The sequence below is a fragment of the Stutzerimonas zhaodongensis genome (genome assembly GCF_003696365.1).
In the GTDB taxonomy this organism is placed as follows: Bacteria; Pseudomonadota; Gammaproteobacteria; order Pseudomonadales; family Pseudomonadaceae; genus Stutzerimonas; species Stutzerimonas zhaodongensis.
Map to the genome: position 1 here is coordinate 827,361 of NZ_RFFM01000002.1, position 23,171 is coordinate 850,531.

At 58.0% G+C, this 23,171-nt stretch carries 23 protein-coding genes; 14 read left to right on the forward strand and 9 right to left on the reverse strand.

Annotated elements, in window-relative coordinates; translation table 11 throughout:
• Positions 1 to 43: 43 nt before the first annotated feature.
• On the reverse strand, positions 44 to 1,072 hold the full coding sequence (locus EA797_RS12255) for an amino acid ABC transporter substrate-binding protein (protein ID WP_122166296.1): 1,029 nt from the start codon (positions 1,070 to 1,072) through the stop codon (positions 44 to 46).
• 346 nt (positions 1,073 to 1,418) lie between these two features.
• Between EA797_RS12255 and EA797_RS12260 the strand changes: the two genes are divergently transcribed.
• From EA797_RS12260 to EA797_RS21835, 4 genes are all read left to right on the forward strand, one after another.
• Positions 1,419 to 2,075, forward strand: a complete 657-nt coding sequence (locus EA797_RS12260; protein ID WP_122165520.1) for an alpha/beta hydrolase — start codon at positions 1,419 to 1,421, stop codon at positions 2,073 to 2,075.
• A 211-nt stretch (positions 2,076 to 2,286) separates the two neighbouring features.
• Positions 2,287 to 3,222, forward strand: a complete 936-nt coding sequence (locus EA797_RS12265; protein WP_122165522.1) for a GGDEF domain-containing protein — start codon at positions 2,287 to 2,289, stop codon at positions 3,220 to 3,222.
• A gap of 99 nt (positions 3,223 to 3,321) precedes the next feature.
• Positions 3,322 to 4,740 (forward strand): ATP-dependent RNA helicase RhlB, encoded by a 1,419-nt coding sequence (rhlB, locus tag EA797_RS12270; protein WP_122165524.1) that lies wholly within the window; start codon positions 3,322 to 3,324, stop codon positions 4,738 to 4,740.
• Positions 4,741 to 4,890: 150 nt separating this feature from the next.
• Positions 4,891 to 5,055, forward strand: a complete 165-nt coding sequence (locus EA797_RS21835; RefSeq protein ID WP_167468807.1) for a hypothetical protein — start codon at positions 4,891 to 4,893, stop codon at positions 5,053 to 5,055.
• Here EA797_RS21835 and moaE read toward each other — a convergent pair.
• From moaE to dmeF, 5 genes are all read right to left on the reverse strand, one after another.
• Complete coding sequence (moaE, locus tag EA797_RS12275; protein WP_122165526.1) at positions 5,052 to 5,516, reverse strand: molybdopterin synthase catalytic subunit MoaE; 465 nt, start codon at positions 5,514 to 5,516, stop codon at positions 5,052 to 5,054. The genes EA797_RS21835 and moaE overlap by 4 nt on opposite strands.
• 2 nt (positions 5,517 to 5,518) lie before the next feature.
• Complete coding sequence (locus EA797_RS12280; RefSeq protein WP_122165528.1) at positions 5,519 to 5,767, reverse strand: MoaD/ThiS family protein; 249 nt, start codon at positions 5,765 to 5,767, stop codon at positions 5,519 to 5,521.
• Entirely contained in the window at positions 5,764 to 6,234 is a 471-nt protein-coding gene (moaC, locus tag EA797_RS12285) for a cyclic pyranopterin monophosphate synthase MoaC (RefSeq protein ID WP_122165530.1), read from the reverse strand. The genes EA797_RS12280 and moaC overlap by 4 nt, the downstream gene beginning before the upstream one ends.
• A 72-nt stretch (positions 6,235 to 6,306) precedes the next feature.
• On the reverse strand, positions 6,307 to 7,695 hold the full coding sequence (locus tag EA797_RS12290; protein ID WP_122165532.1) for a PhoH family protein: 1,389 nt from the start codon (positions 7,693 to 7,695) through the stop codon (positions 6,307 to 6,309).
• 264 nt (positions 7,696 to 7,959) lie between these two features.
• Positions 7,960 to 8,922, reverse strand: coding sequence for a CDF family Co(II)/Ni(II) efflux transporter DmeF (dmeF, locus tag EA797_RS12295; RefSeq protein WP_122165534.1), 963 nt, complete (start codon positions 8,920 to 8,922; stop codon positions 7,960 to 7,962).
• A 128-nt stretch (positions 8,923 to 9,050) separates the two neighbouring features.
• Here dmeF and yaaA point away from each other — a divergent pair, with 128 nt between their 5' ends.
• From yaaA to EA797_RS12310, 4 genes are all read left to right on the forward strand, one after another.
• On the forward strand, positions 9,051 to 9,827 hold the full coding sequence (gene yaaA, locus EA797_RS12300) for a peroxide stress protein YaaA (RefSeq protein ID WP_122165536.1): 777 nt from the start codon (positions 9,051 to 9,053) through the stop codon (positions 9,825 to 9,827).
• Positions 9,828 to 10,065: 238 nt separating this feature from the next.
• Positions 10,066 to 10,434, forward strand: a complete 369-nt coding sequence (locus EA797_RS21700; protein ID WP_147456818.1) for a hypothetical protein — start codon at positions 10,066 to 10,068, stop codon at positions 10,432 to 10,434.
• Between the two features lie 95 nt (positions 10,435 to 10,529).
• A complete protein-coding gene (locus tag EA797_RS12305) occupies positions 10,530 to 11,972 on the forward strand; it encodes a mannose-1-phosphate guanylyltransferase/mannose-6-phosphate isomerase (protein ID WP_122165538.1) in 1,443 nt (480 codons plus the stop codon).
• A gap of 383 nt (positions 11,973 to 12,355) precedes the next feature.
• Positions 12,356 to 12,565: a hypothetical protein gene (locus EA797_RS12310; protein WP_122165540.1), complete on the forward strand. Its 210-nt coding sequence runs from the start codon at positions 12,356 to 12,358 to the stop codon at positions 12,563 to 12,565.
• Positions 12,566 to 12,636: 71 nt separating this feature from the next.
• On the opposite strand, the gene EA797_RS12315 is transcribed toward EA797_RS12310, so the two are convergent.
• Together EA797_RS12315 and purU are read right to left on the reverse strand one after the other, a co-directional pair.
• On the reverse strand, positions 12,637 to 14,103 hold the full coding sequence (locus tag EA797_RS12315; RefSeq protein ID WP_122165542.1) for a helicase HerA-like domain-containing protein: 1,467 nt from the start codon (positions 14,101 to 14,103) through the stop codon (positions 12,637 to 12,639).
• A gap of 292 nt (positions 14,104 to 14,395) precedes the next feature.
• Positions 14,396 to 15,247 carry a formyltetrahydrofolate deformylase gene (purU, locus tag EA797_RS12320; RefSeq protein ID WP_122165544.1) on the reverse strand — a complete coding sequence of 284 codons (852 nt, stop codon included), beginning with the start codon at positions 15,245 to 15,247 and terminating at the stop codon, positions 14,396 to 14,398.
• A 416-nt stretch (positions 15,248 to 15,663) separates the two neighbouring features.
• On the opposite strand from purU, the gene mvaT reads away from it, so the two are divergent.
• A complete protein-coding gene (gene mvaT, locus EA797_RS12325) occupies positions 15,664 to 16,041 on the forward strand; it encodes a histone-like nucleoid-structuring protein MvaT (protein WP_122165546.1) in 378 nt (125 codons plus the stop codon).
• Between the two features lie 73 nt (positions 16,042 to 16,114).
• Here mvaT and sbcB read toward each other — a convergent pair whose 3' ends face one another.
• Complete coding sequence (gene sbcB, locus EA797_RS12330; RefSeq protein ID WP_122165548.1) at positions 16,115 to 17,536, reverse strand: exodeoxyribonuclease I; 1,422 nt, start codon at positions 17,534 to 17,536, stop codon at positions 16,115 to 16,117.
• A 224-nt stretch (positions 17,537 to 17,760) separates the two neighbouring features.
• Between sbcB and EA797_RS12335 the strand changes: the two genes are divergently transcribed.
• From EA797_RS12335 to EA797_RS12355, 5 genes are read left to right on the forward strand one after another with little or no spacing between them, the layout of a single operon-like run.
• Positions 17,761 to 18,459 (forward strand): RDD family protein, encoded by a 699-nt coding sequence (locus EA797_RS12335; protein WP_122165550.1) that lies wholly within the window; start codon positions 17,761 to 17,763, stop codon positions 18,457 to 18,459.
• Positions 18,456 to 19,439, forward strand: coding sequence for a stage II sporulation protein M (locus tag EA797_RS12340; protein ID WP_122166297.1), 984 nt, complete (start codon positions 18,456 to 18,458; stop codon positions 19,437 to 19,439). The genes EA797_RS12335 and EA797_RS12340 overlap by 4 nt, the downstream gene beginning before the upstream one ends.
• Positions 19,426 to 20,973, forward strand: a complete 1,548-nt coding sequence (locus tag EA797_RS12345; RefSeq protein ID WP_122165552.1) for a DUF4129 domain-containing protein — start codon at positions 19,426 to 19,428, stop codon at positions 20,971 to 20,973. Before EA797_RS12340 ends, EA797_RS12345 begins: the two co-directional genes overlap by 14 nt.
• On the forward strand, positions 20,970 to 22,136 hold the full coding sequence (locus EA797_RS12350) for a DUF4350 domain-containing protein (RefSeq protein WP_122165554.1): 1,167 nt from the start codon (positions 20,970 to 20,972) through the stop codon (positions 22,134 to 22,136). The genes EA797_RS12345 and EA797_RS12350 overlap by 4 nt, the downstream gene beginning before the upstream one ends.
• Positions 22,133 to 23,158 carry an AAA family ATPase gene (locus EA797_RS12355; protein WP_122165556.1) on the forward strand — a complete coding sequence of 342 codons (1,026 nt, stop codon included), beginning with the start codon at positions 22,133 to 22,135 and terminating at the stop codon, positions 23,156 to 23,158. Before EA797_RS12350 ends, EA797_RS12355 begins: the two co-directional genes overlap by 4 nt.
• Positions 23,159 to 23,171 lie beyond the last annotated feature (13 nt).

Genomic DNA, 23,171 nt, shown 5'->3' on the forward strand with positions numbered 1-23,171 from the left:
CTCATCCTTGAAACAAGGCCGGCTGATCACCGGCCCAGCTCGGTCAACGCACCGGAGGTGCGTACTGCAGACCGCCATTGGTCCAGAGCGCATTGAGACCGCGTTCGATCTTCAATTCACTGCCAGAGCCAATGTTGCGCTCGAACACTTCACCGTAGTTGCCAACCTGCTTGACGATCTGTACTGCCCAGTCCTTCGGCAGCTTCAGATCCTTGCCGTATTCACCTTCTGCGCCCAGCAGACGAGCCACGTCAGGGTTCTTGGTGCTCTTTGCTGTTTCCTCGACGTTCGCCGCGGTGATGCCCAGTTCCTCAGCGTTGATCATCGCAAACAACGACCAGCGGACAATGTCGAACCACTCTTCGTCGCCTTGACGCACGGCTGGGCCAAGCGGCTCCTTGGAGATGACTTCAGGCAGCACGACGTAGTCGTCCGGCTTGGCCAGCTTGATGCGCTGGGCATACAGCTGCGACTGGTCGGAGGTGAGCACGTCGCAACGACCGGACTCAAGCGACTTGGCGCTCTCATCGGAGGTGTCGTAAGTGATCGGGGTGTACTTGAGGCTGTTGGTGCGGAAGTAGTCGGAAAGGTTGAGCTCGGTCGTAGTACCAGCCTGAATGCAGACAGTTGCGCCGTCGAGCTCCTTGGCGCTGGAAACACCAACCGATTTGTTTACCAGGAAGCCCTGGCCGTCATAGTAGGTAACGCCGGTGAAATTCAAACCCATCGCCGCATCGCGTGAACTGGTCCAGGTGGTGTTGCGCGACAGCACGTCAACCTCACCGGATTGCAGCGCAGTGAAGCGCTCCTTGGCGGTCAGCGGGCTGTACTTGACCTTGCCTGCATCACCGAAAACAGCAGCCGCCACCGCGCGGCAGATATCCACATCGATCCCTTTGTACTCACCCTTTGCATCGGTGTACGAGAAACCCGGCAACCCGTCGCTGATGCCGCACTGCACGAACCCCTTGCTCTTGACTGCGTCAAGAGTCGCCCCCGCCTGTGCCAAGCCGCTAGCGCCTAACAATGCTGCAGCGCCAAGAACGGCCAGTGTGGATTTAGCCCTAATCATCGAAACCTCCAGTTTGCTTTTATTCTTGTGGTTAGCATCTTCTGCCTGGATCACAGGCTGCCGCTCGATGTCCGTCGAGGGGACGAAGAAGAAACTGACCTCAGTCTAGCCGCCGTTTGGTTATCAGCAACACCCCCGATGTGCTTTGTCTTTAGGCGTACTGAAGACGTGCTCACACATCGGATAAATGAATCAAAGCAAGCGCCGTACCAGAATGTGAACGCGGCCGCGCTCTAAGCCTTGTGCTTCATTACAGCGCCCGCTGCAGGTAACCTCGCCGCAATTCGCAGCATTTCACCGCCGCGCCCGCACCAAGTTGGCGCGCACCACCCGAACGGAGCCCCTAATGAGTGACCCGCTGATCATCGAGCCCTCTAAAACAGCCGACGCATGCGTAATCTGGTTGCACGGCCTGGGCGCCGATCGCTACGACTTCCAACCCGTGGCCGAAGCGTTGCAGCAACGTTTGCACACGACCCGCTTCGTATTGCCTCAGGCGCCAACAAGGGCGGTTTCCATCAACGGCGGCTGGGCCATGCCGAGCTGGTACGACATCCTCGCGATGAGCCCCGCCCGGGCCATCGACCAGGCTCAGCTGGAGCAATCGGCACAAAGCGTGATCGACCTGATCGAGGCGCAGCGCGACAGCGGTATCGACCCCGCCCGAATCTTCCTGGCTGGTTTCTCCCAGGGAGGGGCCGTGGTCTACCACACCGCTTTCCTGCGCTGGCTCGGCCCACTGGGTGGTGTTATCGCGCTATCGACCTACGCACCGACGTTCAATCCAGACTTGAAGCTCTCGCCAGCACAGACCGGCTTGCCGGTGCTGGTGCTGCATGGTTCGCGGGATGAAGTAGTGCTCCCGGCGATGGGCCGTGCCGCTTACGATTGCCTGATCCAGAATCAGGTGAAGGCGCAATGGAAGGATTACTCCATGGCCCATGAAGTGACACCTGCTGAAATCCGCGATATAGGAGATTGGCTGGCGGACCAACTGGGCTAGAAACCCCGTAATGGCTGACTTTGTTCAAAGAAAAATGTGACGTTGCGCGCCTGTCCCTGTCAGCAATTACAGCTACGCTTGTCGGGGGTAGATTAATACTCGATGCACCTGCACTCGTAGCGAGCATCGCGGCCAGAAGAAGCCGACCTAGCCAGTAATTGGACGCGTACGATCTCATGACGAGGAAGTCAGCCAATCGGGTGTTGCAGTCATGAAGTCAGCCGAATGGCGGGTCGAGATGCAGCACCTCAAAAAGGTAAGGCTGTTGGACCGGGTGGACGAACCCTGTCTACGGCTGTTGCAGGAAGTACTTGAGCCCTATGAGATCGATATGGGTGAGCTCCTGCTTTCCCCGCTCGAACACAACCGGTACCTCTACCTACTTCTCGAAGGCGAACTGGCTGTCCATCTGGACACGCTCGATGGCAACCCGGTTCGTGCTATCGGACCTGGCGACTGTGCCGGCGAGATCAGCTTCATGGACGATCTGCCCCCATCAGCTTTCGTGGTTGCACTGAAACCTTCGATCCTGCTGCGCGTACATCGTCGCTCGATGCAGTTGCTGACCCGCTCGCCACAACTGATGCAGAACCTGGCCGAGTTACTCTGCCATCGGGTTCGCCTGAGTGATCGACTGATCATCAACAGCGAACAGAACGCGAACATCGACAAGCTGACTGGCTCTTTCAACCGCCGGTGGCTTGAGCATATCTACGTTCGCGAGAGTGCCCGTTGTGCCCTCAGCGGTCAGCCACTGTCGCTGCTCATGCTCGACGTGGATCGGTTCAAGGATTACAACGACAGACACGGCCACCTTGCGGGCGACCATGCGCTATGCCTGGTGGTCAACACGCTCGGCAAGCTGCTCCGCCCGGCTGATAGCCTGGTGCGATACGGTGGCGAAGAGTTTGTGGTGCTGTTACCCGAGATGGCACTTGAAGACGCAAGGAACGTCGGGGAGCGGCTACGCCAGAGCCTGGAAGACATCGTATCCTTTCAATCGCCGATCGGCCTGCTGCCCGGCGTGACCATTTCCATCGGCGTTGCACCCATGCGAGTCAACGATGATCTGGACAGCCTTATCGACCAGGCTGACCAAGCGCTGTATCAGGCCAAGGAACAAGGACGAAATCGCGTCTGCGGATAATATTTGGTGCTGGATCGACGAGCTTTGAGCAGGTCTTCGCCGTCTGTGTGTCTTGCATTACACTGATGGGCAAACCTTAAAGATAAAGACGAGAATACCGTGCTCAAAGCACTCAAGAAGATTTTCAGCAAAAGCGCGGCCGAGCCCACTGCCTCCGAGTCTCGCAGCAGTACTGCTACATACACCGAACCCAGTACATCGCCGCGTCCTGCCCCCCCCGAGAGACAGGCTGAGACCGCCCCAAGATCCTCCGCCAAACCGCGGTCTGAACGCACCCGCAAACCTGCCGCTCCTCCCGTCCCGGCCTGGAAACTGGATGACTTCGTGGTAGAACCCGTTGAAGGCAAAACCCGGTTTCATGACTTCAAGCTCGCGCCCGAGCTGATGCACGCGATTCACGAGCTGGGCTTTCCGTACTGCACCCCCATCCAGGCGCAGGTATTAGGCTTTACACTGAAGGGCCGCGACGCCATTGGTCGCGCGCAAACCGGCACGGGTAAAACGGCTGCGTTTCTCATATCAACCATCACTCAGCTGCTGCAAACGCCACCGCCAAGTGACCGCTACATGGGGGAACCCCGCGCGCTAATCATCGCGCCGACGCGCGAGCTGGTGGTGCAGATCGCCAATGATGCGCTGAACCTGACCAAATATACCGGCCTGAACGTGATGAGCTTCGTGGGCGGCATGGACTTCGACAAGCAGCTCAAAGCGCTGGAATCACGCTATTGCGACATCCTGGTCGCAACCCCGGGTCGTCTGCTGGACTTCAACCAGCGCGGCGAAGTGCACCTGGACATGGTCGAAGTGCTGGTACTCGATGAAGCGGACCGCATGCTCGACATGGGTTTCATCCCGCAGGTACGCCAGATCATTCGCCAGACCCCGCCGAAGAGCGAACGGCAGACGCTGCTGTTCTCGGCGACTTTCACCGAAGACGTGATGAACTTGGCCAAGCAGTGGACCACGGACCCGGCCATCGTCGAAATCGAAGCGCTGAACGTAGCCAGCGACACCGTCGAACAGCATGTTTACGCCGTCGCAGGCAGCGACAAATACAAGCTGCTTTACAACCTCATCACCCAGAATGACTGGACCCGAGTGATGGTGTTTGCCAACCGTAAGGACGAAGTCCGGCGCATAGAAGAACGTCTTACGCGAGATGGCATCAGTGCGGTGCAGATGTCAGGTGACGTTCCGCAGCATAAGCGCATTCGTGCGCTCGAAGGTTTTCGCGAAGGCAAGATTCGCGTCATGGTCGCCACCGATGTCGCAGGCCGCGGCATTCATGTTGATGGCATCAGCCACGTGATCAATTTCACCCTGCCGGAAGTACCCGATGACTACGTGCATCGGATCGGGCGTACAGGTCGAGCCGGCGCCAGCGGCACATCGATCAGCTTTGCCGGCGAAGACGATTCATTTGCCCTGCCAGCAATCGAGGCGCTGCTGGGACGCAAGATCAGCTGTGAAATGCCGCCGGCGGAATTGCTGGCACCAGTGCCGCAGAAACGCTAACGCTCGTATGACGCAAAAGGCGAGGCCATAACCGGCCTCGCCTTTTTTATTATTAGATTGCCTCGCGCTGCGACAGCACTGACCTGCATCACCATGTGTTGCGCATGAGCACCTAAAGTGAATGAAAGCCACTCACAGCGGGAGCCTTTTATGGATCGCATCGACACCATGCTGCTACTGATCGTCGCGAGCTTCATTCTTATGGGGGCAGGCTTCAATTTTCGCGAGCACAAGTGGGGCGTAGCACTACTCGGCCTGGGGATCGTCTCGGTGCTGTCGACCCTGCTGTACAAACTGCAGATCACTTTCAGTTAGTCGGCCGCGCCACCCTTCCAGCGGTCGGCGGCGTCCCGATCGCTGCACCGCCCTTCTACCCAGCGCGGCCCGTCCGGCGTGTCTTCCTTCTTCCAGAAGGGCGCGCGGGTTTTCAGATAGTCCATGACGAAACGACAACCATCGAAAGCGGCTTCACGATGGGCACTGGCCGCTCCGACAAAAACGATCGGCTCTCCCGGGCCCAGATGCCCGACGCGGTGCAGGATCTCAAGCCTGAGCAGGGGCCAACGTTCATTCGCTTCATCAATGATTTTCTGCAACGCCTTTTCGGTCATGCCTGGCGCATGCTCAAGGAACATCCCGGCGACGTCCCGCCCGTCATTGAAATCGCGGACGTAGCCAACAAACCCCGTCACCGCTCCGACACCAAGGTTGGCGGCATGAAGCGCGTTTAGTTCGCTACCAGGGTCGAACGCTGCTTGCTGGACGCGTACTGCCATGCTCAGCCTCCGGTTACCGTAGGAAAGAACGCCACCTCATCGCCATCGGATAGCGCTTCGGTCAAGCTGCATAATTCCTGGTTTCGAGCACACATCAGGTTCTGCTCGGCCAAGACATCCCAGGCGGCACCGCGTGCCGCCAGGCGAGCACGCAGATCATCGAGGTTGCGCAGGGAGGCGTCCCACTCCAACTGTTCAGAATCGAGCCCCAGGATTTCGCGGTAACGGGCGAAATATTGAACCTGAATCATGCCGACACCTGCCAATGGCCACTCTTGCCACCCAACTTCTCCAACAACCGAACGCCGTCGATGACCATGCCTTTATCGACTGCCTTGCACATGTCGTAAATGGTCAGTGCGGCGATACTCGCAGCTGTCAGCGCTTCCATTTCCACGCCGGTCTGACCAGCCAGTTTGCAGCGTGCCTCGATCCGCACGCAGTCTTCACCATCCGCTTGCAGATCGACCTTGATGCTGGTCAGTAGCAGCGGATGACAAAGAGGGATAAGTTCATGAGTTTTCTTCGCCGCCTGGATGCCAGCGATACGCGCCACTGCAAAGACGTCTCCCTTGGGATGGCCACCCTGCTGGATCATCTGCAGGGTTTCAGGAAGCATGCGGATCCTGGCCTCCGCTACCGCCTCGCGAGCCGTAACGGCCTTGGCAGTAACGTCGACCATGTTCGCCCGACCCTGGGCATCTAGGTGAGTAAGCATAGGTTGGCAGCTCCGGATATCGATGCGGCATTGTAAACACAATGGCCGCACCGCATCCCTGCCCCGCCAGATTTACATATGAGCCTCGGCGTACTCGGCCAGCACCGAGCGAGGCACGCCCTGAAGCGTGATGTGCATCCCGTGCGGGAAGTCCTTGAAACGCTCAGTGAGGTAGGTCAGGCCCGAACTCGTCGCGGAAAGATAGGGCGTATCGATTTGCGCAAGGTTGCCGAGGCATACCACCTTCGAACCGCTGCCAGCCCGCGTGATGATGGTCTTCATCTGATGCGGCGTCAGGTTCTGGCACTCATCGATAAGGATGAGACTTTGCTGAAAACTGCGGCCACGGATGTAGTTGAGTGATTTGAACTGCAGCGGGACCTTTTGCAGAATGTAGTCGACGCTGCCGTGAGTGCTTTCATCATCCATATGCAGTGCTTCGAGGTTGTCAGTGATCGCCCCAAGCCAAGGTTCCATCTTTTCCGCCTCGGTGCCCGGCAAAAAGCCGATGTCCTCATCCAGCCCCTGTACGCTGCGTGTGGCGATGATTCGGCGGTAGCGCTTGCTCACCACCGTTTGTTCGATCGCAGCGGCCAGGGCAAGAATCGTCTTGCCTGAGCCCGCAGCGCCCGACAGATTTACCAGATGAATATCCGGATCGAGCAAGGCGAACAGCGCCAGCGCCTGATGGATGTCACGCGGCCGCAGACCCCAAGCTTCCTGATGCATCAGGGGTTCCTGGTGCATGTCGAGCAATAGCAATTCGTCAGCCTTGATGCCTTTGATCCAGCCTACGAAGCCCTGCTCGTCGAGAATGAACTCGTTGATATGTACGGCTGGCAGATTGTCGATCAGCTGCACCCGATGCCAGGTTCGACCGTGCCCTTGATGCGTATCGACCTTACTGACCCTGTCCCAGAATGAGCCGCTCAGACTGTGGTATCCGCGCGACAGCTGCCCCACGTCATCAACAAGCTTATCGGTGTGGTAGTCCTCCGAAGCTACGCCACAGGCTCGGGCCTTGAGCCGCATGTTGATGTCGTTGGTGACGAGCACCACCGGAACGCCTGCGATACGACGTTGCAGGTCCACGACCTGATTGATGATCTTGTTGTCATTGAGGTCGTCAGGCAAAGCGCTGGAGTCCGCACCCTTGCTCATGAGGATAGAAAGGCTGCCACAGGGACCGCTCTTCTCACGCTGGATCGGCACACCCAGTTCGACCTGTTCAGGCGTCGCATCACCCAGCACCTTGTCGATCAAACGAATCGCCTGCCGACACTCAGCCGCAACACTGTGCTTGCCTGCTTTGAGTTGATCCAACTCTTCGAGCACGGTCATGGGGATAGCGACCTGGTGCTCTTGAAAATTCAATAACGCGTTAGGGTCGTGAATCAGAACGTTCGTATCCAGAACGTAGAGGGTGGGCTGAGTTGCGCGGGGTCTGCCGTAGTCATCCATACGCGATCACCTTTTTCGAGCCGGGACGACGGAGGGCCGAATGCGCTCCGCCGTAGAGAAAACCACCGTGCGCAAGGTGAGCGGACTTGGGAGGCAGGGGCTTGGGGCCACCCAGAGGCCGCCACCTGTGAGTGCAGGTTTCGGCGGTCTTGCATCTGGTAATACCGCAAAACAGATGACAGGAAAAAGTCTTTTTCGGGCAGATGACGTTTTTTTTTCGGAACGACGAATAGCGCTTGGCGCATGCTGGACGGAGGACTAGGCTCAGTAATCAACCTGCGCCCTTTCGCCGCAGCGATTGACCTCAGCGGTTACATGCACGAGCTTCGCAAATCCCGCCAGCTGTGCCTTGTAGTGGTCCGCTGAATACGGCTGGTGTGTGACAACGCTGAAAATGCAGCTGTACTGCGCACGTCCCACTCGCCAAAGGTGCAAATCGACCAGCTCTGTATCAGGCACACACTCCAACCTTTCCCGAACCTGCTGCACCAGCGGATCGTCCATCTCCCGATCCAGCAGTGCCTTGGTGGTATCGCGCAACAATCCCCTGGCCCACATCAGGATGATGATCGCGCCGACGATGCCCATCAGCGGATCCAACCAGCCCCAGCCGAAGTACTTACCGCCAAGCAACGCAATAATCGCAGCCACCGAAGTCAAAGCGTCAGTAAGCACATGGATGAAGGCCGCATGGCGATTAAGGTCCTTCCCTGAATTTTGATCGTGATCGTGATCGTGATCGTGATCGTGATCGTGATGAGCATGCTGATGTGGCTGGTCACGTAGCAACCAGGCCGATAACAGATTCACCACGAGCCCTAGCGCAGCCACCCACAACGCTTCGTTGAAGCCGATACGCGCAGGCACCCAGAACCGCAGAAGCGACTCGCCGATCATCAGCAGTGCAACCATGACCAGTACCAGCGCACTGGCAAACCCTGCCAATACCTCGATCTTCCAGGTACCAAAGGCGAAACGCCGATCATGGACGTGCCGTCGGGCAAACGCATAAGCGACGGCGGACATACCTATGGCCACCATGTGCGAAGCCATGTGCCAGCCATCTGCAAGCAAAGCCATCGAATTGAACAGATACCCGGAAACGATCTCGGCGATCATAGTCAGGCCCGTCAACACCACTACTGCCCAGGTTCTCTTTTCTGAGCTCTGCTCCAGCGGCCGGTAGTCGTGGGATGGCTGCCACTGCGAGTGATTGCAATTGGTCATCCGTTCTCCTTTCAATAACAGGTAGGCGTAACGCACTCCCGGCGCAATGCTGGGGTAATCGAGTCCATAGCTGGAGCGTCGACAGCGATACGGCCTAGAATCGCCCCCACATTAAAGGAGACCCTTGCATGCTGATGGTGATTTCCCCGGCCAAGACCCTGGATTACGACACCCCGCCGTCTACTCGACGCTTTACTCAACCTGAACATCTTGACCACAGCCAGCAGCTGATCGACCAACTGCGCGAACTGTCGCCTCAACAGATCAGCGAACTGATGCATCTATCCGATAAGCTCGCCGCTTTGAACGTGGCCCGGTACGGCAGCTGGAATGCCGACTTCAATCCAGACAACGCCAAACAGGCACTACTTGCATTCAAGGGCGACGTCTATACCGGCTTGAATGCCAGCGACTTCACCGAGGATGATTTCGAGTTTGCCCAGCGGCACCTGCGCATGTTGTCCGGGCTTTATGGAGTGCTACGGCCCCTGGATCTGATGCAGCCCTACCGCCTGGAGATGGGCACTAAGCTCAACAACTCTCGCGGCAAAGACCTCTATGCGTTCTGGGGCGACCGAATCAGTCAATGGCTCAACGAGGCGCTGGCCGCGCAGGGCGACGATGTGCTGTTGAACCTCGCTTCGAACGAATATTTCGGTGCCGTTAAGCGCCAAGCGTTAAACGCTCGGATCATCGAGGTCGACTTCAAGGACATGAAGAACGGCCAGTACAAGATCATCAGTTTCTATGCGAAGAAAGCACGCGGCCTGATGAGCCGCTATGTCATCAAAGAGCGTATCGAGGACCCCGAGAAACTGAAGGATTTCAACTACGACGGGTATTGCTACAGCGCTGACGATTCATCCGCTGAGCACTTGGTGTTTTTGCGCGACGCCACGTCCTGACACCTTGCCTTCCGTCCCCCTCGTCGACCAAGACGAGGGAAAGCGCCGTACACTCCCGCAACTCCCCCGTCCCTCAAGCCACTTACTCGCCGCGCCGTCAGTTCTCATCAGTAGAACGTGACGCTCTGCTTTGTGCCAAAAAACTCTCCGATCAGCGGCACAGACGCAGGGAACTAACCCTAGGCACCCGCAATCATAAGCGCGTACCGGCATTTCCAGATGGAAAGGGACGTCGCACATGAACGTGCAGTGGAATTCAAAACAGGATTTTCAAGGTGTCAGCCGACGCAGACCTGAAAGGTCGCCAAGCATGACCAACCGATTACAAACAGGCCGGACCAACGCAGCATCGGTGTTCACCGTACAGCGTAGGCAGCGCCAGCTCCAGGCAGAGAAAGCGCGTGCAGAACAGACGCCATCCTGCTTGTGGCAGATCGATAGAGGGTTCGCACGTACCCCTTTCAGCACGGCGATCAGCTCCGCGAGCTTTAACGCGGCATCAATCGACTATCAGGCAAAACCCCAAATTTCAGGCTCGGAGCACGCAGTTCGCCCCGAAGATTGTTTTCCTGCAGGAAAACGAAACTTGACGGCGCGCGGCACCTGAAGGCCCGACCAACAGATGTACGGTGAGCATGCATGCCCATGCCGCCCAAATGGACAAGAAGAACTTCCCCTTCTCAACGATTCAGGAGAAACAACATGATTCCGGTCATCCTCTCAGGCGGCAGCGGTTCCCGGCTTTGGCCTCTTTCGCGTAAAGCGTTCCCTAAGCAGTTCCTCGCTCTGACAGCCGAGCAGACCTTGTTCCAGCAAACCATCGAGCGTCTGGCCTTCGAAGGCATGCAGCCTCCCTTGCTGGTCTGCAACCAGGAACATCGTTTCATCGTCAAAGAGCAGCTGGCAGCACGCAAGCTGAGCATTCAGGGCCTCATGCTCGAGCCTTTCGGCCGTAACACGGCCCCGGCGATCGCCATTGCGGCCATGAAACTGCTTGAAGATGGCCGCGATGAGTTGCTGCTGGTCCTTCCAGCGGATCACGTGATCGAGGACCATAAAGCGTTTCAACGCTCCCTGGCGCTGGCGACCAACGCAGCGGAAAACGGCGAGATGGTCCTGTTCGGCATCCCTGCGACGAGTCCAGAAACCGGTTACGGCTACATCAAGTGTGACCACACTCAGCGCAATGGCCTACCTGAAGGCGTCAATCGCGTTACCAACTTCGTCGAGAAGCCCGACGAGGCGCGCGCGCAGCAGTACGTTGAATCGGGCGACTACTATTGGAACAGCGGCATGTTCCTGTTCCGCGCCAGCGTGTTCCTGGAAGAGCTGAAAAAGCACGACCCGGACATTTACGACACCTGCTGGGTCGCTCTGGAGCGCAGCGCCAAGAATGGGGAAGAAGTCTTGATTGATCCGGCCACGTTCGCGTGCTGCCCGGACAACTCGATCGACTATGCCGTGATGGAAAAGACCGAACTGGCCTGCGTCGTACCGATGTCAGCTGGCTGGAGCGATGTCGGTTCCTGGTCGTCTCTCTGGGACGTGCTGGAAAAAGACGAGAACGGCAACGTGACCAGAGGCGATGTGATCGTCGAAGACAGCCGCAACTGCCTGGTACACGGCAACGGCAAACTGGTCACAGTGGTTGGGCTGGACAACATCGTTGTGGTCGAGACCAAGGACGCGACAATGATCGCGCACAAGGACAAGGTCCAGGACGTCAAGAAGCTGGTCAACAAGCTCGACGCCATGAAGCGCTCTGAGACGCAGAACCATTGCGCCGTATACCGCCCATGGGGCTGGTACGATTCGGTCGATATGGGCGGCCGCTTCCAGGTCAAGCGCATTTGCGTGAACCCGGGCGCGCAACTCTCCTTGCAGATGCATCATCACAGGGCCGAGCACTGGATCGTCGTTTCCGGCACTGCCCAAGTCACCTGCAATGACAAGACCTTCCTACTGACCGAGAACCAGTCGACTTATATTCCGGTGACGTCTATCCATCGTCTGGCCAACCCGGGCAAGATTCCGCTGGAAATCATCGAGGTTCAGTCTGGTAGTTATCTAGGCGAAGATGACATCGAGCGACTCGATGACGTTTATGGCCGTGCGCCCGACAACATTGCCAGCCAGTCTCGCTAAATCGGCAATGTGATGAAGACCGCGCCAATTTCTGGCGCGGTTTTTTATTGCTTAAAAAAAGGTGGGCGTAACTGAACGCTACTGCAGCTTTCCTGCAGAGCAAGGCGGTTACTGAGAACAACAAACGAGACATTCACTGGTTTTTCTTTGATACTTGGGTCCGGCATCAGGCGGACACAGAGGCTCCAAGTGGCTCGACTAGAGCTACCTTGAGGAGGCGCCGCCGGATTCGGCAAGTGTAACTTCTCAATAAGCTTGTTCGATTCCGCCCGCTTGCAATGCCGCCATTCAAACCTTTTAAATAGGCCGCGCCTCTGAAAAGCTGCGCCACACCTTAGTGCGCTGGCGCCTCGCGTCAGCAGTTTCAGAAAGGAAAATAAAGAGTGACAAAAGAAGAACTACGCGCCGAATTGGAAAAGCAGGCCAACCGCTTCAAGACGGTATATGGCGGCGAGATAACCACTTATGCAGCGCAACCCGATCCAGAGCGCAAGCCTTGGCGTAAAAAACAGACCATCCACGATCAGGCTTTTAAGAAAGAACTGGAAAAGATCGAGAAAGAGATCGCGCAGAAAGAACCACTCGCCGATTGAAGCCGGCACCATACTTCACATTAATGACATTGTTTCAGGCAATCATTTCAGCCAGTGCTGATTGCTCAGAACTAGCGCTTTTTGCCAAGAAGAGAGCCCATCAACCCCCTCGCCAGTTGTCGTCCCAGTTGTGACGCAGCCTGACGCGCTGCGCTCTTGACCACACGTCCGACAAGATCGCCTAACGCATCGCCGGGCGCCGCCGCGGGTTTTCCACTTTTCACCGTAGGCTCGGCTACGGCCGCCTGTTGCGCACGTTCGAGCAAGATTTCGTAAGCCGACTCTCGATCAACAGCTTTCTCGTAGCGCAAACGCAATGGTGAGGCGGCGATCAACGCACGTCTTTCATCCTCGGTTAGCGGCCCAATCCGAGATTGCGGCGGCGCGATCGCTACGCGCTGCACTATGGTCGGCACGCCCTTGTTTTCCATCCCGCCCACCAGCGCTTCGCCGATTCCCAAGTCTACCAGGCAGTCGAGAGTAGAGAATGCCGGATTGGCACGAAAGCCATCCGCCACAGCACGCAGGGCTTTCTGTTCCTTTACGGTATAGGCCCTGAGACCATGCTGGATACGTAGCCCCAACTGCGCCAATACTTCATCGGGCAAATCGGTCGGCGACTGGGTAACGAAGTACACGCCGACGCCCTTCGAACGAATCAACCGCACGACCTGTACCAGCCGCTCCTGCAGCGCTTTCGGTGTATCGCCGAATAACAGATGCGCCTCGTCGAAAAACAGCGCCAGCAGCGGTCTGTCTGCATCGCCACGTTCGGGCAATTGCTCGAACAGCTCGGCCAACAACCACAAGAGGAAGGTGGCGTAGACCTTCGGTGCCTGATGCACGAGCTGACTGGCGTCCAGCAAATGAATAGGTCCGCGTCCATCGCTGGCCGGCTGCAAGATATCTTCCAATGCCAGCGCAGGTTCACCGAACAGAGCCTCGGCCCCTTGCTGTTCAAGCGTAGCCAGACGCCGCAGTAGTGCCTGGGAGGAAGCACCGTTCAACAGCGCCTGATCATCCCCCAGCGCTGTCGGATTTTGCTTGAGATAACCCAGCAGCGCCTTGAGGTCCTTCAGATCCAGTAGCAGCAAGCCCTCACTGTCAGCCACCTTGTAGGCGGCATAAAGTGCGGCCTGCTGGCTATCGGTCAGATCGAGCAAACCACCAAGCAGGAGTGGGTCCATTTCGGTGAGCGTTGTGCGCAAAGGATGGCCGGACCGACCATGGACATCCCAAAGAGTGACGGGATATGCCTGCGGCTTGTGATCAAGCCAGGGCATGCTGGCGATACGATCAGCGATCTTGCCATGCGGCGCTCCGGCCGCCCCCAGCCCGCAGAGGTCGCCTTTGATATCGGCTGCGAAGACAGCGATCCCCGCGTCGCTGAACTGCTCGGCAAGTCGCTGGAGGGTAACAGTCTTGCCTGTACCTGTTGCACCGGCAATCAGGCCGTGGCGATTGACTAACCGTAACGGGTGGGTGTTCGGCTCGCCAGACGCGTCGGCACCCAATACAAAACGATCACCTTCACTCATCAGATGAATTCCTTGACGTGGTGGCGTAGAACTGGCGATAGCTGTTCGCTGAGCGGAAGCGCGATATTCATCTGTCGGCCTCAGTGGCATGGCTGAGTTCTGCTCCTTCCCTCCGGCGGTGGAGCGGTACAGCTTCCAAAGCTCAGCAGCGCCCGGGAAGTCCGTACCGAGATCCGGCCCCAGGTACTCTGGATCGAACCGTTGCGTACATCCGGCGCCAATGATTGGCGGCGCGGTTGCACCTGCTTTTTCCATTGGATCGGTCACTCACACCTCCGCGCCGGAGTGGCAGTCAGTTAAATACCAACGTCTTGTTGCTATGAACCAGTACGCGCTCCTCCAAGTGATAGCGCAGCCCACGCGACAGCACCATCTTTTCCACATCCTTGCCCAGCCGAACCATGTCCTCGATGCTGTCACGATGGCTGACGCGTACCACGTCCTGCTCGATTATCGGGCCAGCGTCCAGCTCTTCGGTTACGTAATGACAGGTTGCGCCGATCAGCTTCACGCCCCGCAGAGAGGCTTGATGGTATGGCTTGGCGCCAACGAAAGAAGGCAGAAAGCTGTGGTGAATATTGATTACGCGCTGCGCGAACTCTTCACATAACTCCGCCGGCAGAATCTGCATATAACGAGCAAGCACAATTACATCCGCTTGTTGTTCACGGACCAGGCGTGACACCTCGGCGAATGCCTCTTCCTTGCGCCCAGGCTCAACGGGCACATGAAAGTACGGAATACCGTGCCACTCGACCATGCTGCGCAAATCATCGTGGTTTGAAATGACGCAGGGAATGTCGCAATCCAGCTCGCCGCTGTGCCACCTGTGCAGAAGATCGGCGAGACAATGCGACTCTCTACTGGCCATGAGTACGACGCGCTTGCGCTCTTGCGAATCGGTAATTCGCCACTCCATGGAGAACTCACGGGCAATCGGCGAGAACGCCTGACGGAAGCCATCGAGATCGAAAGGCAGCGAGTCGGCGCGGATTTCATGGCGCATGAAAAACCAGCCACTCTGATGGTCCGAGTGATGGTTGGCTTCCGTGATCCAACCATTGTAAGTAGCCAGGAAATTACTGACCTTGGCAACGATGCCAACGCCATCGGGGCAGGCAATGACCAGCCTGAACGTGCGCATGAATAAACTCCGACATGTAAAAGGTCGCGCATTCTAGCGCAGCGAAGAAAACCGCAACCAGATGATTGGCCCCCAGGCATTGAACGACCGAGCTGTGCGGATGCCCTATTCCTCAGCGAGCGCAGGGCTTTACTGTTAGTTTTTATAACCGTAGCGCTGGCCTATCACCCGTTTCCTAAGAGCGCTGCGGACCTTGGCGGTTAATACGCAGCCGCTAACATAGCTGGAAATATTTGATGACAACCCGCTCTACGCAACTTTCTCAGCGTGAGAACCAGCAAGTCATTGAACTAACTGGTACTCAATAAAAAGTAATGGTTAAAAACCATAACTTTATTCAACGCTATATTTACTTGTGCATTGCAGCTGTCTATGATTGGCGACACTTGCGTTCAAACCTATACCAAGGAAGTGACATGTCGCTGATCAATGAATACCGCGCCACAGAAGAAGCTATCAAGGAACTCCAGGAACGCCTGAAGTCTCTATCGGCCGATGACAAGCTGAAGAAAGAGCTCGAGTTCGAAGGTAAGCTGCGTGAACTGATGGGTGAATATCAGAAGTCGCTGCGCGACATCATCGCCCTGCTCGATCCAGATGCCAGAAACAGCAAGACAGCGCGAGCCACGAAAACACCTACGGCGACCAAGCGCGCCCGTCGCGTCAAGCAGTACAAGAACCCGCATAACGGCGAAGTTATTGAAACCAAAGGCGGCAATCACAAAACCCTGAAGGAATGGAAAGCCCAGTGGGGCTCCGACGAAGTTGAGGGCTGGGCCACTCTGCTCGGCTAAAACTTTCGCTCTATCCAAGCCATCTGAAGCTTCGAAACGAAGCCAGATGGCTTTTTTGTGGTTGGAAGAAAGATCAGCGAATGTAGCGCTTTCGCAATTCATTGGCGTGCGCTGACCATTGCTGCAGTAGAACCAGCTGCTTCGAGCTCGCTGATGACTGCAGCGCCTGCACGGCAGCGTCGAATTGCTGCAGCGTGTTTGGCGCGCCGAATTCAGGAAGAGTTAAGCGTTGCAGGCAAAACGTATCCCAACGCATTCTTTCCTCGGCCGAAAGGGATTCGGGGTAATTACGCGCCCGATAACGAAAATGAAGTTCTGGCAAACGTGCATCGTCAAAAGACGGCGCATCACCTGAATACCAGTCCCCAGTACGGACCTGATCACAGAGCCGACGATCCCAATCACCCAGAAACCCTTCATATAGCTGTTGTTCGGGATCCACCAGCCCCGCGAACGCCTGCTCCTCGTAAACATCGGCGAGCTTCGAACTCCACTCAGGAAGGCGGTCACGCAGCTCTTGAGCGCGGCACTCGCAACACTGGAGATCGAGACCAAGCCGCTCGATATCCGACTCACGCAAAACATTCATGGGCACCAGAACCGGGCATTTATTCACGTGCACCAATTTCAACGGGGTCGGAAGTTTGTCCCCCAAGTCTTCCCTCCGGGTATACAGCCGGTGACGAAGGTCCTCGCCGGTTTCCTCCCACAGCGGGGAGCACTCGGCGTTCAGGTCACACACGATCAGCGCGTTGCGGTTGCGCGGATGCCACGCCAGCGGCAGGACAACCGATAGATAATGCCGGGCGGCGGAGAAGCGCCCGGAAATGTGCACCATCGGCCTGAGCAGCTTGATCTGCTCGATGACCGCGCTCTTGCGTCGCAACTTGTACAGGTAGTCGTAGAGTTTTGGCTGGCGCTGGCGTATCAGCCTTGCCAGGGCGATGGTTGCGCGTACGTCCGACAGCGCATCATGCGCGTGCAGATGTTCGAGCCCATTGGCCGAACTCAGCCGCTCGAGCTTGAGCGAAACGCGACCGTCTTCCTCCGGCCAGATCAGCCCTTCGGGTCTCAGCGCATAAGCAGTACGAACCAGGTCTATGAGATCCCAGCGGCTGTTGCCACCCTGCCACTCCCGCGCATAGGGATCATGGAAATTCCGGTACAGGGTGTATCGCAGCACCTCATCGTCGAAACGCAGGGTGTTATAGCCAGCACTACAGGTGCCCGGCTGGGCCAGCTCTCGATGCAGGCGCGCGACAAACTCGGATTCAGGCAGGCCCTTTTCGGCCAGAGTGCGCGGAGTGATGCCAGTTACCAGACATGCCGCAGGGTGCGGCAAAATATCGTCGCTCAGACGACAATAGATATTCAGCGGCTCGCCGACTTCCTCCAGCGCCTCGTTAGTGCGAATGCCAGCGACCTGCAGCGGTCGGTCGCAGCGCGGGGAAATACCGGTGGTTTCGAAGTCATACCAGAAGATGCTGGACGTCACGGGAGCCTCCCTATCAATCTTCGGGCGCAGTCTAGCGCGCCTGAGCGCTGCAACCGGCATCCTGGCCCAAATCAGAGCAGAGCCTCTGGCCGAAACAGACAGTTCGGTGGTTTCATAGTGCCTTGCAGCGGGGCTGATCGTACCTATGTGCGCTGATCGACAAGTCGACCAGATGAGCGTCGCCCCAAGCGATCCCCCACCTTACTCGTCATCGAGCACAGCCATTGCCTCCTGACTCACCACCTCTGGACAACACATACCGGGTTGAAACGCCAGAGGGCATCGACCTGGTGCTGCGTCCAGCCGGCCTGGTGCCCCGCGTCCTGGCGTTTGCGCTTGATCTGGTAATCCGCCTGGCTCTACTGGCAACGCTGGGCCTGGGGCTGGCGTCCTTGGGTCAGTTCGGCATGGGCGCCGGTGCGCTGCTGATGTTTGTCGTGCAGTGGTGGTACATGGTGCTTTTCGAAGTGCTGAACGATGGTCGAACGCCAGGCAAACACTGGCTGGGCCTGAAGGTGATTCACGATGACGGCACTCCGGTAGGCTGGGCCTCATCGCTAACACGCAATTTGCTGCGGTTCGTCGACATGCTGCCGTTCGGCTACTTTCTCGGGGCTATCTGCTGCCTCTGGCATCCGTCGTTCAAACGCCTCGGCGACCTGGCAGCCGGCACGATGGTTGTCTATCGCGAGCCGGTAGGCACGAAAGCGCTACTTCCGAATGTCGATCCCGTTGCGCCGCCCTTCCCGCTCGAACTTTACGAGCAACGCGCGCTGATCAGTTTCGCCGAGCGGCAAGCAAGCCTGTCGCCCGCGCGCAGAGAGGAGCTGGCTGGGATTCTCGCCTCCCCATTGCAAACGACACCCGAACTGGCCGAAGCGCAACTCCATGGGATCGCCCGCGGCCTGGTAGGCCCGGCATGAAACAGAGCCAATTCCAACGCCAACATCAGAGCGAATGGGAGGCCTTTGCCAAAACGCTCGATGCCCTTGAGCGAGGCAAGCAGTCCTCTGCGATTTCCATCGCGGGTTTCCCCGCTGCCTATCGGCGCATTTGCCAACAGCTCGCGCTGGCTCAGGCCCGCGGGTACAGCGCTCAAGCGGTCAATGATCTGCAGTCGCTGGCACAGCGCGGGCACCAGCAGCTTTATCGCCACCGCAGTCCTCTGCTTGGGCGCCTGTTAGGGTTCATTTTGGGCGGCTTTGGTCGATTAATCCGCCAGGAATGGCGGTATATCGCGGCAGCTAGCCTGCTGTTCTATGGCAGCCTACTTGGCATGACTGTGCTTGTACTGATCTTTCCTGAGCTGATCTATAGCCTCGTCAGCCCGGATCAGGTGGCGCAGATGGAGGATATGTACGACCCCGACGCCAGCCGCCTTGGCCGCTTCGGCGAGCGTGGTTCGAGCGATGACTGGATGATGTTCAGCTACTACGTCATGCACAACATCGGCATCGCCTTCCAGACGTTTGCCGGCGGCCTCCTGTTCGGCGCGGGCAGCGTCTTCTACCTCTTGTTCAATGGCCTGATCATAGGCGCCATCGCTGGTCATCTGACCGGAATCGGCTATCACGAGCCATTCTGGTCGTTCGTGATCGGGCACGGAGCCTTCGAGCTGACGGCCATTACGCTCGCAGGTGCAGCCGGCTTGAAGCTCGGCGCCGCACTCATCGCGCCCGGGCGACTGAGAAGAACCGATGCCCTTCGGTTAGCAGCCAGGCAAGCGGTACGGCTCATCGCTGGCGCCACACTCATGTTGCTGATAGCCGCATTTGTAGAAGCGTATTGGTCATCAATGACTTATCCGTCAGCGCTGGTGAAGTACGCGGTCGGCTTGCTGTTATGGCTGATGGTAGGCCTTTATCTGCTGATGAGCGGCAGGAACGACCATGCAACTGAATGACGCAACCATGGCGATCCGTCCCCGCAGCGCCTGGGAGGCATTGGATCTGGGGATCCTGCTGGCGCGTCGGCACGCCGGGCTGCTGATGCTCAGCTGGGCGCTTTTGACCCTGCCTGTGTTTGCGCTGACCAGTGCCCTGCTGTGGCAACACCCGACGCTGTCTCTGCTGCTGTTCTGGTGGTGCAAGCCACTTTATGAGCGTCTGCCGTTGCTCATTCTGTCCCGCTCGCTGTTCGGTGATACGCCAACCCTGCGCGAAAGCTTCAGGGCATTACCCAGCGTGCTGCGCCCACAGTGGTTTTCTAGCCTGACATGGCGTCGTTTCAGCCTGACCCGCAGCTTCGATCTGCCGGTCGTTCAGCTCGAAGGCCTATCAGGCGCGACCAGACAGCAACGTCTGAGCGTGCTGAGGCAACGCGACAGCGGTCCTGCACGCTGGCTCACCATCGTTGGCGCCCACCTTGAAAGCGGCCTGTGGCTGGGTGCGCTCGCGTTGCTTTACATGCTGATTCCGTCACAAATGCTAGCCGACTGGACCTGGCGTGACTTATTGAATATGGAGGGCAACTGGCTCTGGTTCGAGCATCTGACCAATCTGCTTTACGTGCTGGTCCTGATGATCTGGGAGCCGATTTACGTTGCCAGCGGTTTCAGCGTCTATATAAATCGCCGCACCATACTCGAGGCCTGGGATATCGAGTTGAGCTTCCGCCGGTTACTTCAGAGGCTCGCACCGCTGCTGCCCGCGGTAGTGCTCGCCATGGGTCTATTCCTCAATCCATTGGCAATGGACGCCCAAGCGGCGCCGGAAGTCGAACAACTGCCCAAATCTCTCGAGCCCGAAAGCGAACGCCTGCTCAATCAACCGCTGACCGGCAAAGATGCACGCGAACAGATCTCTCACCTTCTGAATCAGCCACCGTTCCGGAACCAGGAGACGGTCACCCGCTGGCGCTTCGGCGATGACCAGACCGAGGGGGAACCCGGCTGGCTTGCGCAACTGCTCGATACCTTGCTGGGAACAGGCGGCATGCAGCGCAGCGTCGAGCACTTGGCTTCGGCGATAGAGGCACTTCTCTGGGCCACGCTTTTCGGCCTTATGGCCTACACCATCTGGCGATATCGTGACTGGCTCAAGTTGCATGTCTCGCCATCTCGCATAACTGGCAAAACGCGACCAAACACACCTGCTGTTATGTTCGGCCTCCAGCTGCAGCCTGAAAGCCTGCCACCGGATATTGCCGCAGAAGTCGAACGGCTTTGGCCGGACCACCCGCGCAAGGCGCTTGGCCTGCTCTACAGAGGCCTGCTTAGCCATCTGTTGCATGAACACCAATTGCCGTTGAGGACCGCCCACACCGAAGGAGAGATTCTCGCGCTGTTGCGCCAGTATGATCCGACGCTGCTCAGATTTGCCGAAGCGCTCACGGAACACTGGCTGAGGCTCGCATACGGGCATCAGACTCCGCCTGATTCCGTTAAGGACGAGCTATGCGAGCAGTGGCGAGCCCTGTTCACAGGAGCCGCAGCATGAGCCGCCGTCGCATCTCCAGCCTGCTGCTGGTCGCGGTGCTGATCGCCGCCTTGCTGGCCTTCGCTGCCAGCAAGGCAACTTCTTATAGTGAAGTGATCGAACACGGGCCAGCACCAGAGGTACGCAGTACGCCGTATCTGGCAGCCGAGCAGTTCCTCGTCGCCCAAAAACGCGCGGTCGATCGTGCAGACAACTTGGCAGCATTGGGCGGGTTGCCGCCGGAAAACCGGATTTTGTTATTGCTGGGCGAGCGCGCAGACATGACCCCGATGCAAGCGGAGCAGCTGCTCGAATGGGTGACCAATGGAGGCCATCTGGTATTTGTCGCAGAGCGCATCTGGGACGAGCGTTCGGCCAGTAGCGGCGATCTGTTGCTCGACGCCCTTGGTTTGCAGCAGTACGAAACGATCGCAGAAGAGTCAGCTGATTCAAGCAAACAATCGGGCGCCGATAGGAATCTTGAACTGACCCGGCTATATCTTGAAAACGAGGAAGCACCGGCGTATCTCGCTTTCGACACCAGCTTTCACCTCTACGATGCGGGTAAGAAAGCGCACGCCTGGGCCAACAGCCAGGGGGCCACGCATATGCTGCAACTGCAGCACGGAGCAGGCCTGATCACGGCGCTGACCGACAGTTGGATTTGGCAGAACGACAGAATCGATGGCTATGATCACGCCTGGCTACTCTGGTACCTAACGCAGGACCGGGAGGTGACCTTTGTTTATCGCACCGGTCACGACAGTCTGGCCAAACAGTTGCTAAAGCACTTTCCCGAAGCACTGCTGGCATTGCTGTTGATCCTGGCATTCACGCTATGGCACCTGTCACATCGTCTGGGGCCGCTCATCGAGACTACCAATCACGGCCGGCGGCAGCTCGAGGAGCACATTCGGGCAAGCGCGGATTTTCTCTACCGGCGTGCCGGTCAAGGCCATCTGCTGACCAGCCTGCAACACGACATCATGCGGCAGGCACAGCGCCGACATCCCGGTTACGAAACATTGGCCCATGACCAGCAATGTCAGGTACTGGCGGCATTCAGCGGCCTTACCATCGACACCATTGATCACGCCTTACGGCCGCCAACGCCCAAGCCGGTCAGCGTTGCCGAGTTCACCTCACAGGTTGCCCATCTGCAAACCCTCAGGAATTCTCTATGAGTGAAGCCACAAGCGAACCGAATCAGGTTGCCCAAGACGCCTCGCCTGCCGCCCATGCAAGCAGCCAGCTCCAACGCGCCACTCAACTGGCACAGGCGCTACGGCAGGAACTGCACAAGGCCATCATCGGCCAGCAGGATGTTGTCGATGGCGTGCTCACCGCCCTGATCGCTGGCGGACATGTACTGGTCGAGGGCGTCCCGGGGCTTGGCAAGACGTTGCTGGTACGTGCCCTGGCACGCTGCTTTGGCGGAGAGTTTTCGCGCATCCAGTTCACTCCGGACCTGATGCCGAGCGACATCACAGGCCATGCTGTCTACGACATGACCAGCGAGCAGTTCAAGTTGCGCAAGGGCCCGGTATTCACCAACCTGCTTCTGGCCGACGAGATCAACCGCGCGCCGGCAAAGACCCAGGCGGCGCTGCTGGAAGTCATGCAGGAACGCCAGGTCACTCTTGAGGGCCGAGCACTGGCCGCACCGCAGCCCTTTCTCGTAATGGCCACGCAGAACCCGATCGAACAGGAAGGCACCTACCCGCTACCGGAAGCAGAGCTGGATCGTTTCATGCTGATGTTGCGCATGGATTATCCGCTGGCCGAAGAGGAGCTGGAGCTGGTTCGCCAAGTCACCCGCTCCGCGCGCACCGACATTCTCGACGTCAGTGGGCTTCGAGTTTTGCTGCAGGCAAAGGACGTCCAGGCCCTGCAGAAGATTGCCAGCGACCTGCCGCTCGACGAGCAAGTGCTCGATTACGCCGTACGCCTCGCACGCTCGACACGCGACTGGCCGGGCCTCGTACTTGGGGCAGGTCCGCGGGCGTCTATCGCGCTGGTTCGTTGCGCACGGGCTAGAGCGTTGTTGCGCGGGGGTACATTCGTGACCCCCGACGACGTGAAGGGCTGCGCTCTGGCCGTACTGAGGCATCGCGTACGACTCTCGCCCGAGACAGATATCGAAGGCGTTTCAGTTGACCAGTTGCTCCGCCAGTTGCTCGATCAGGTGGCGGCGCCAAGACTGTGATTCGATCCGCTTC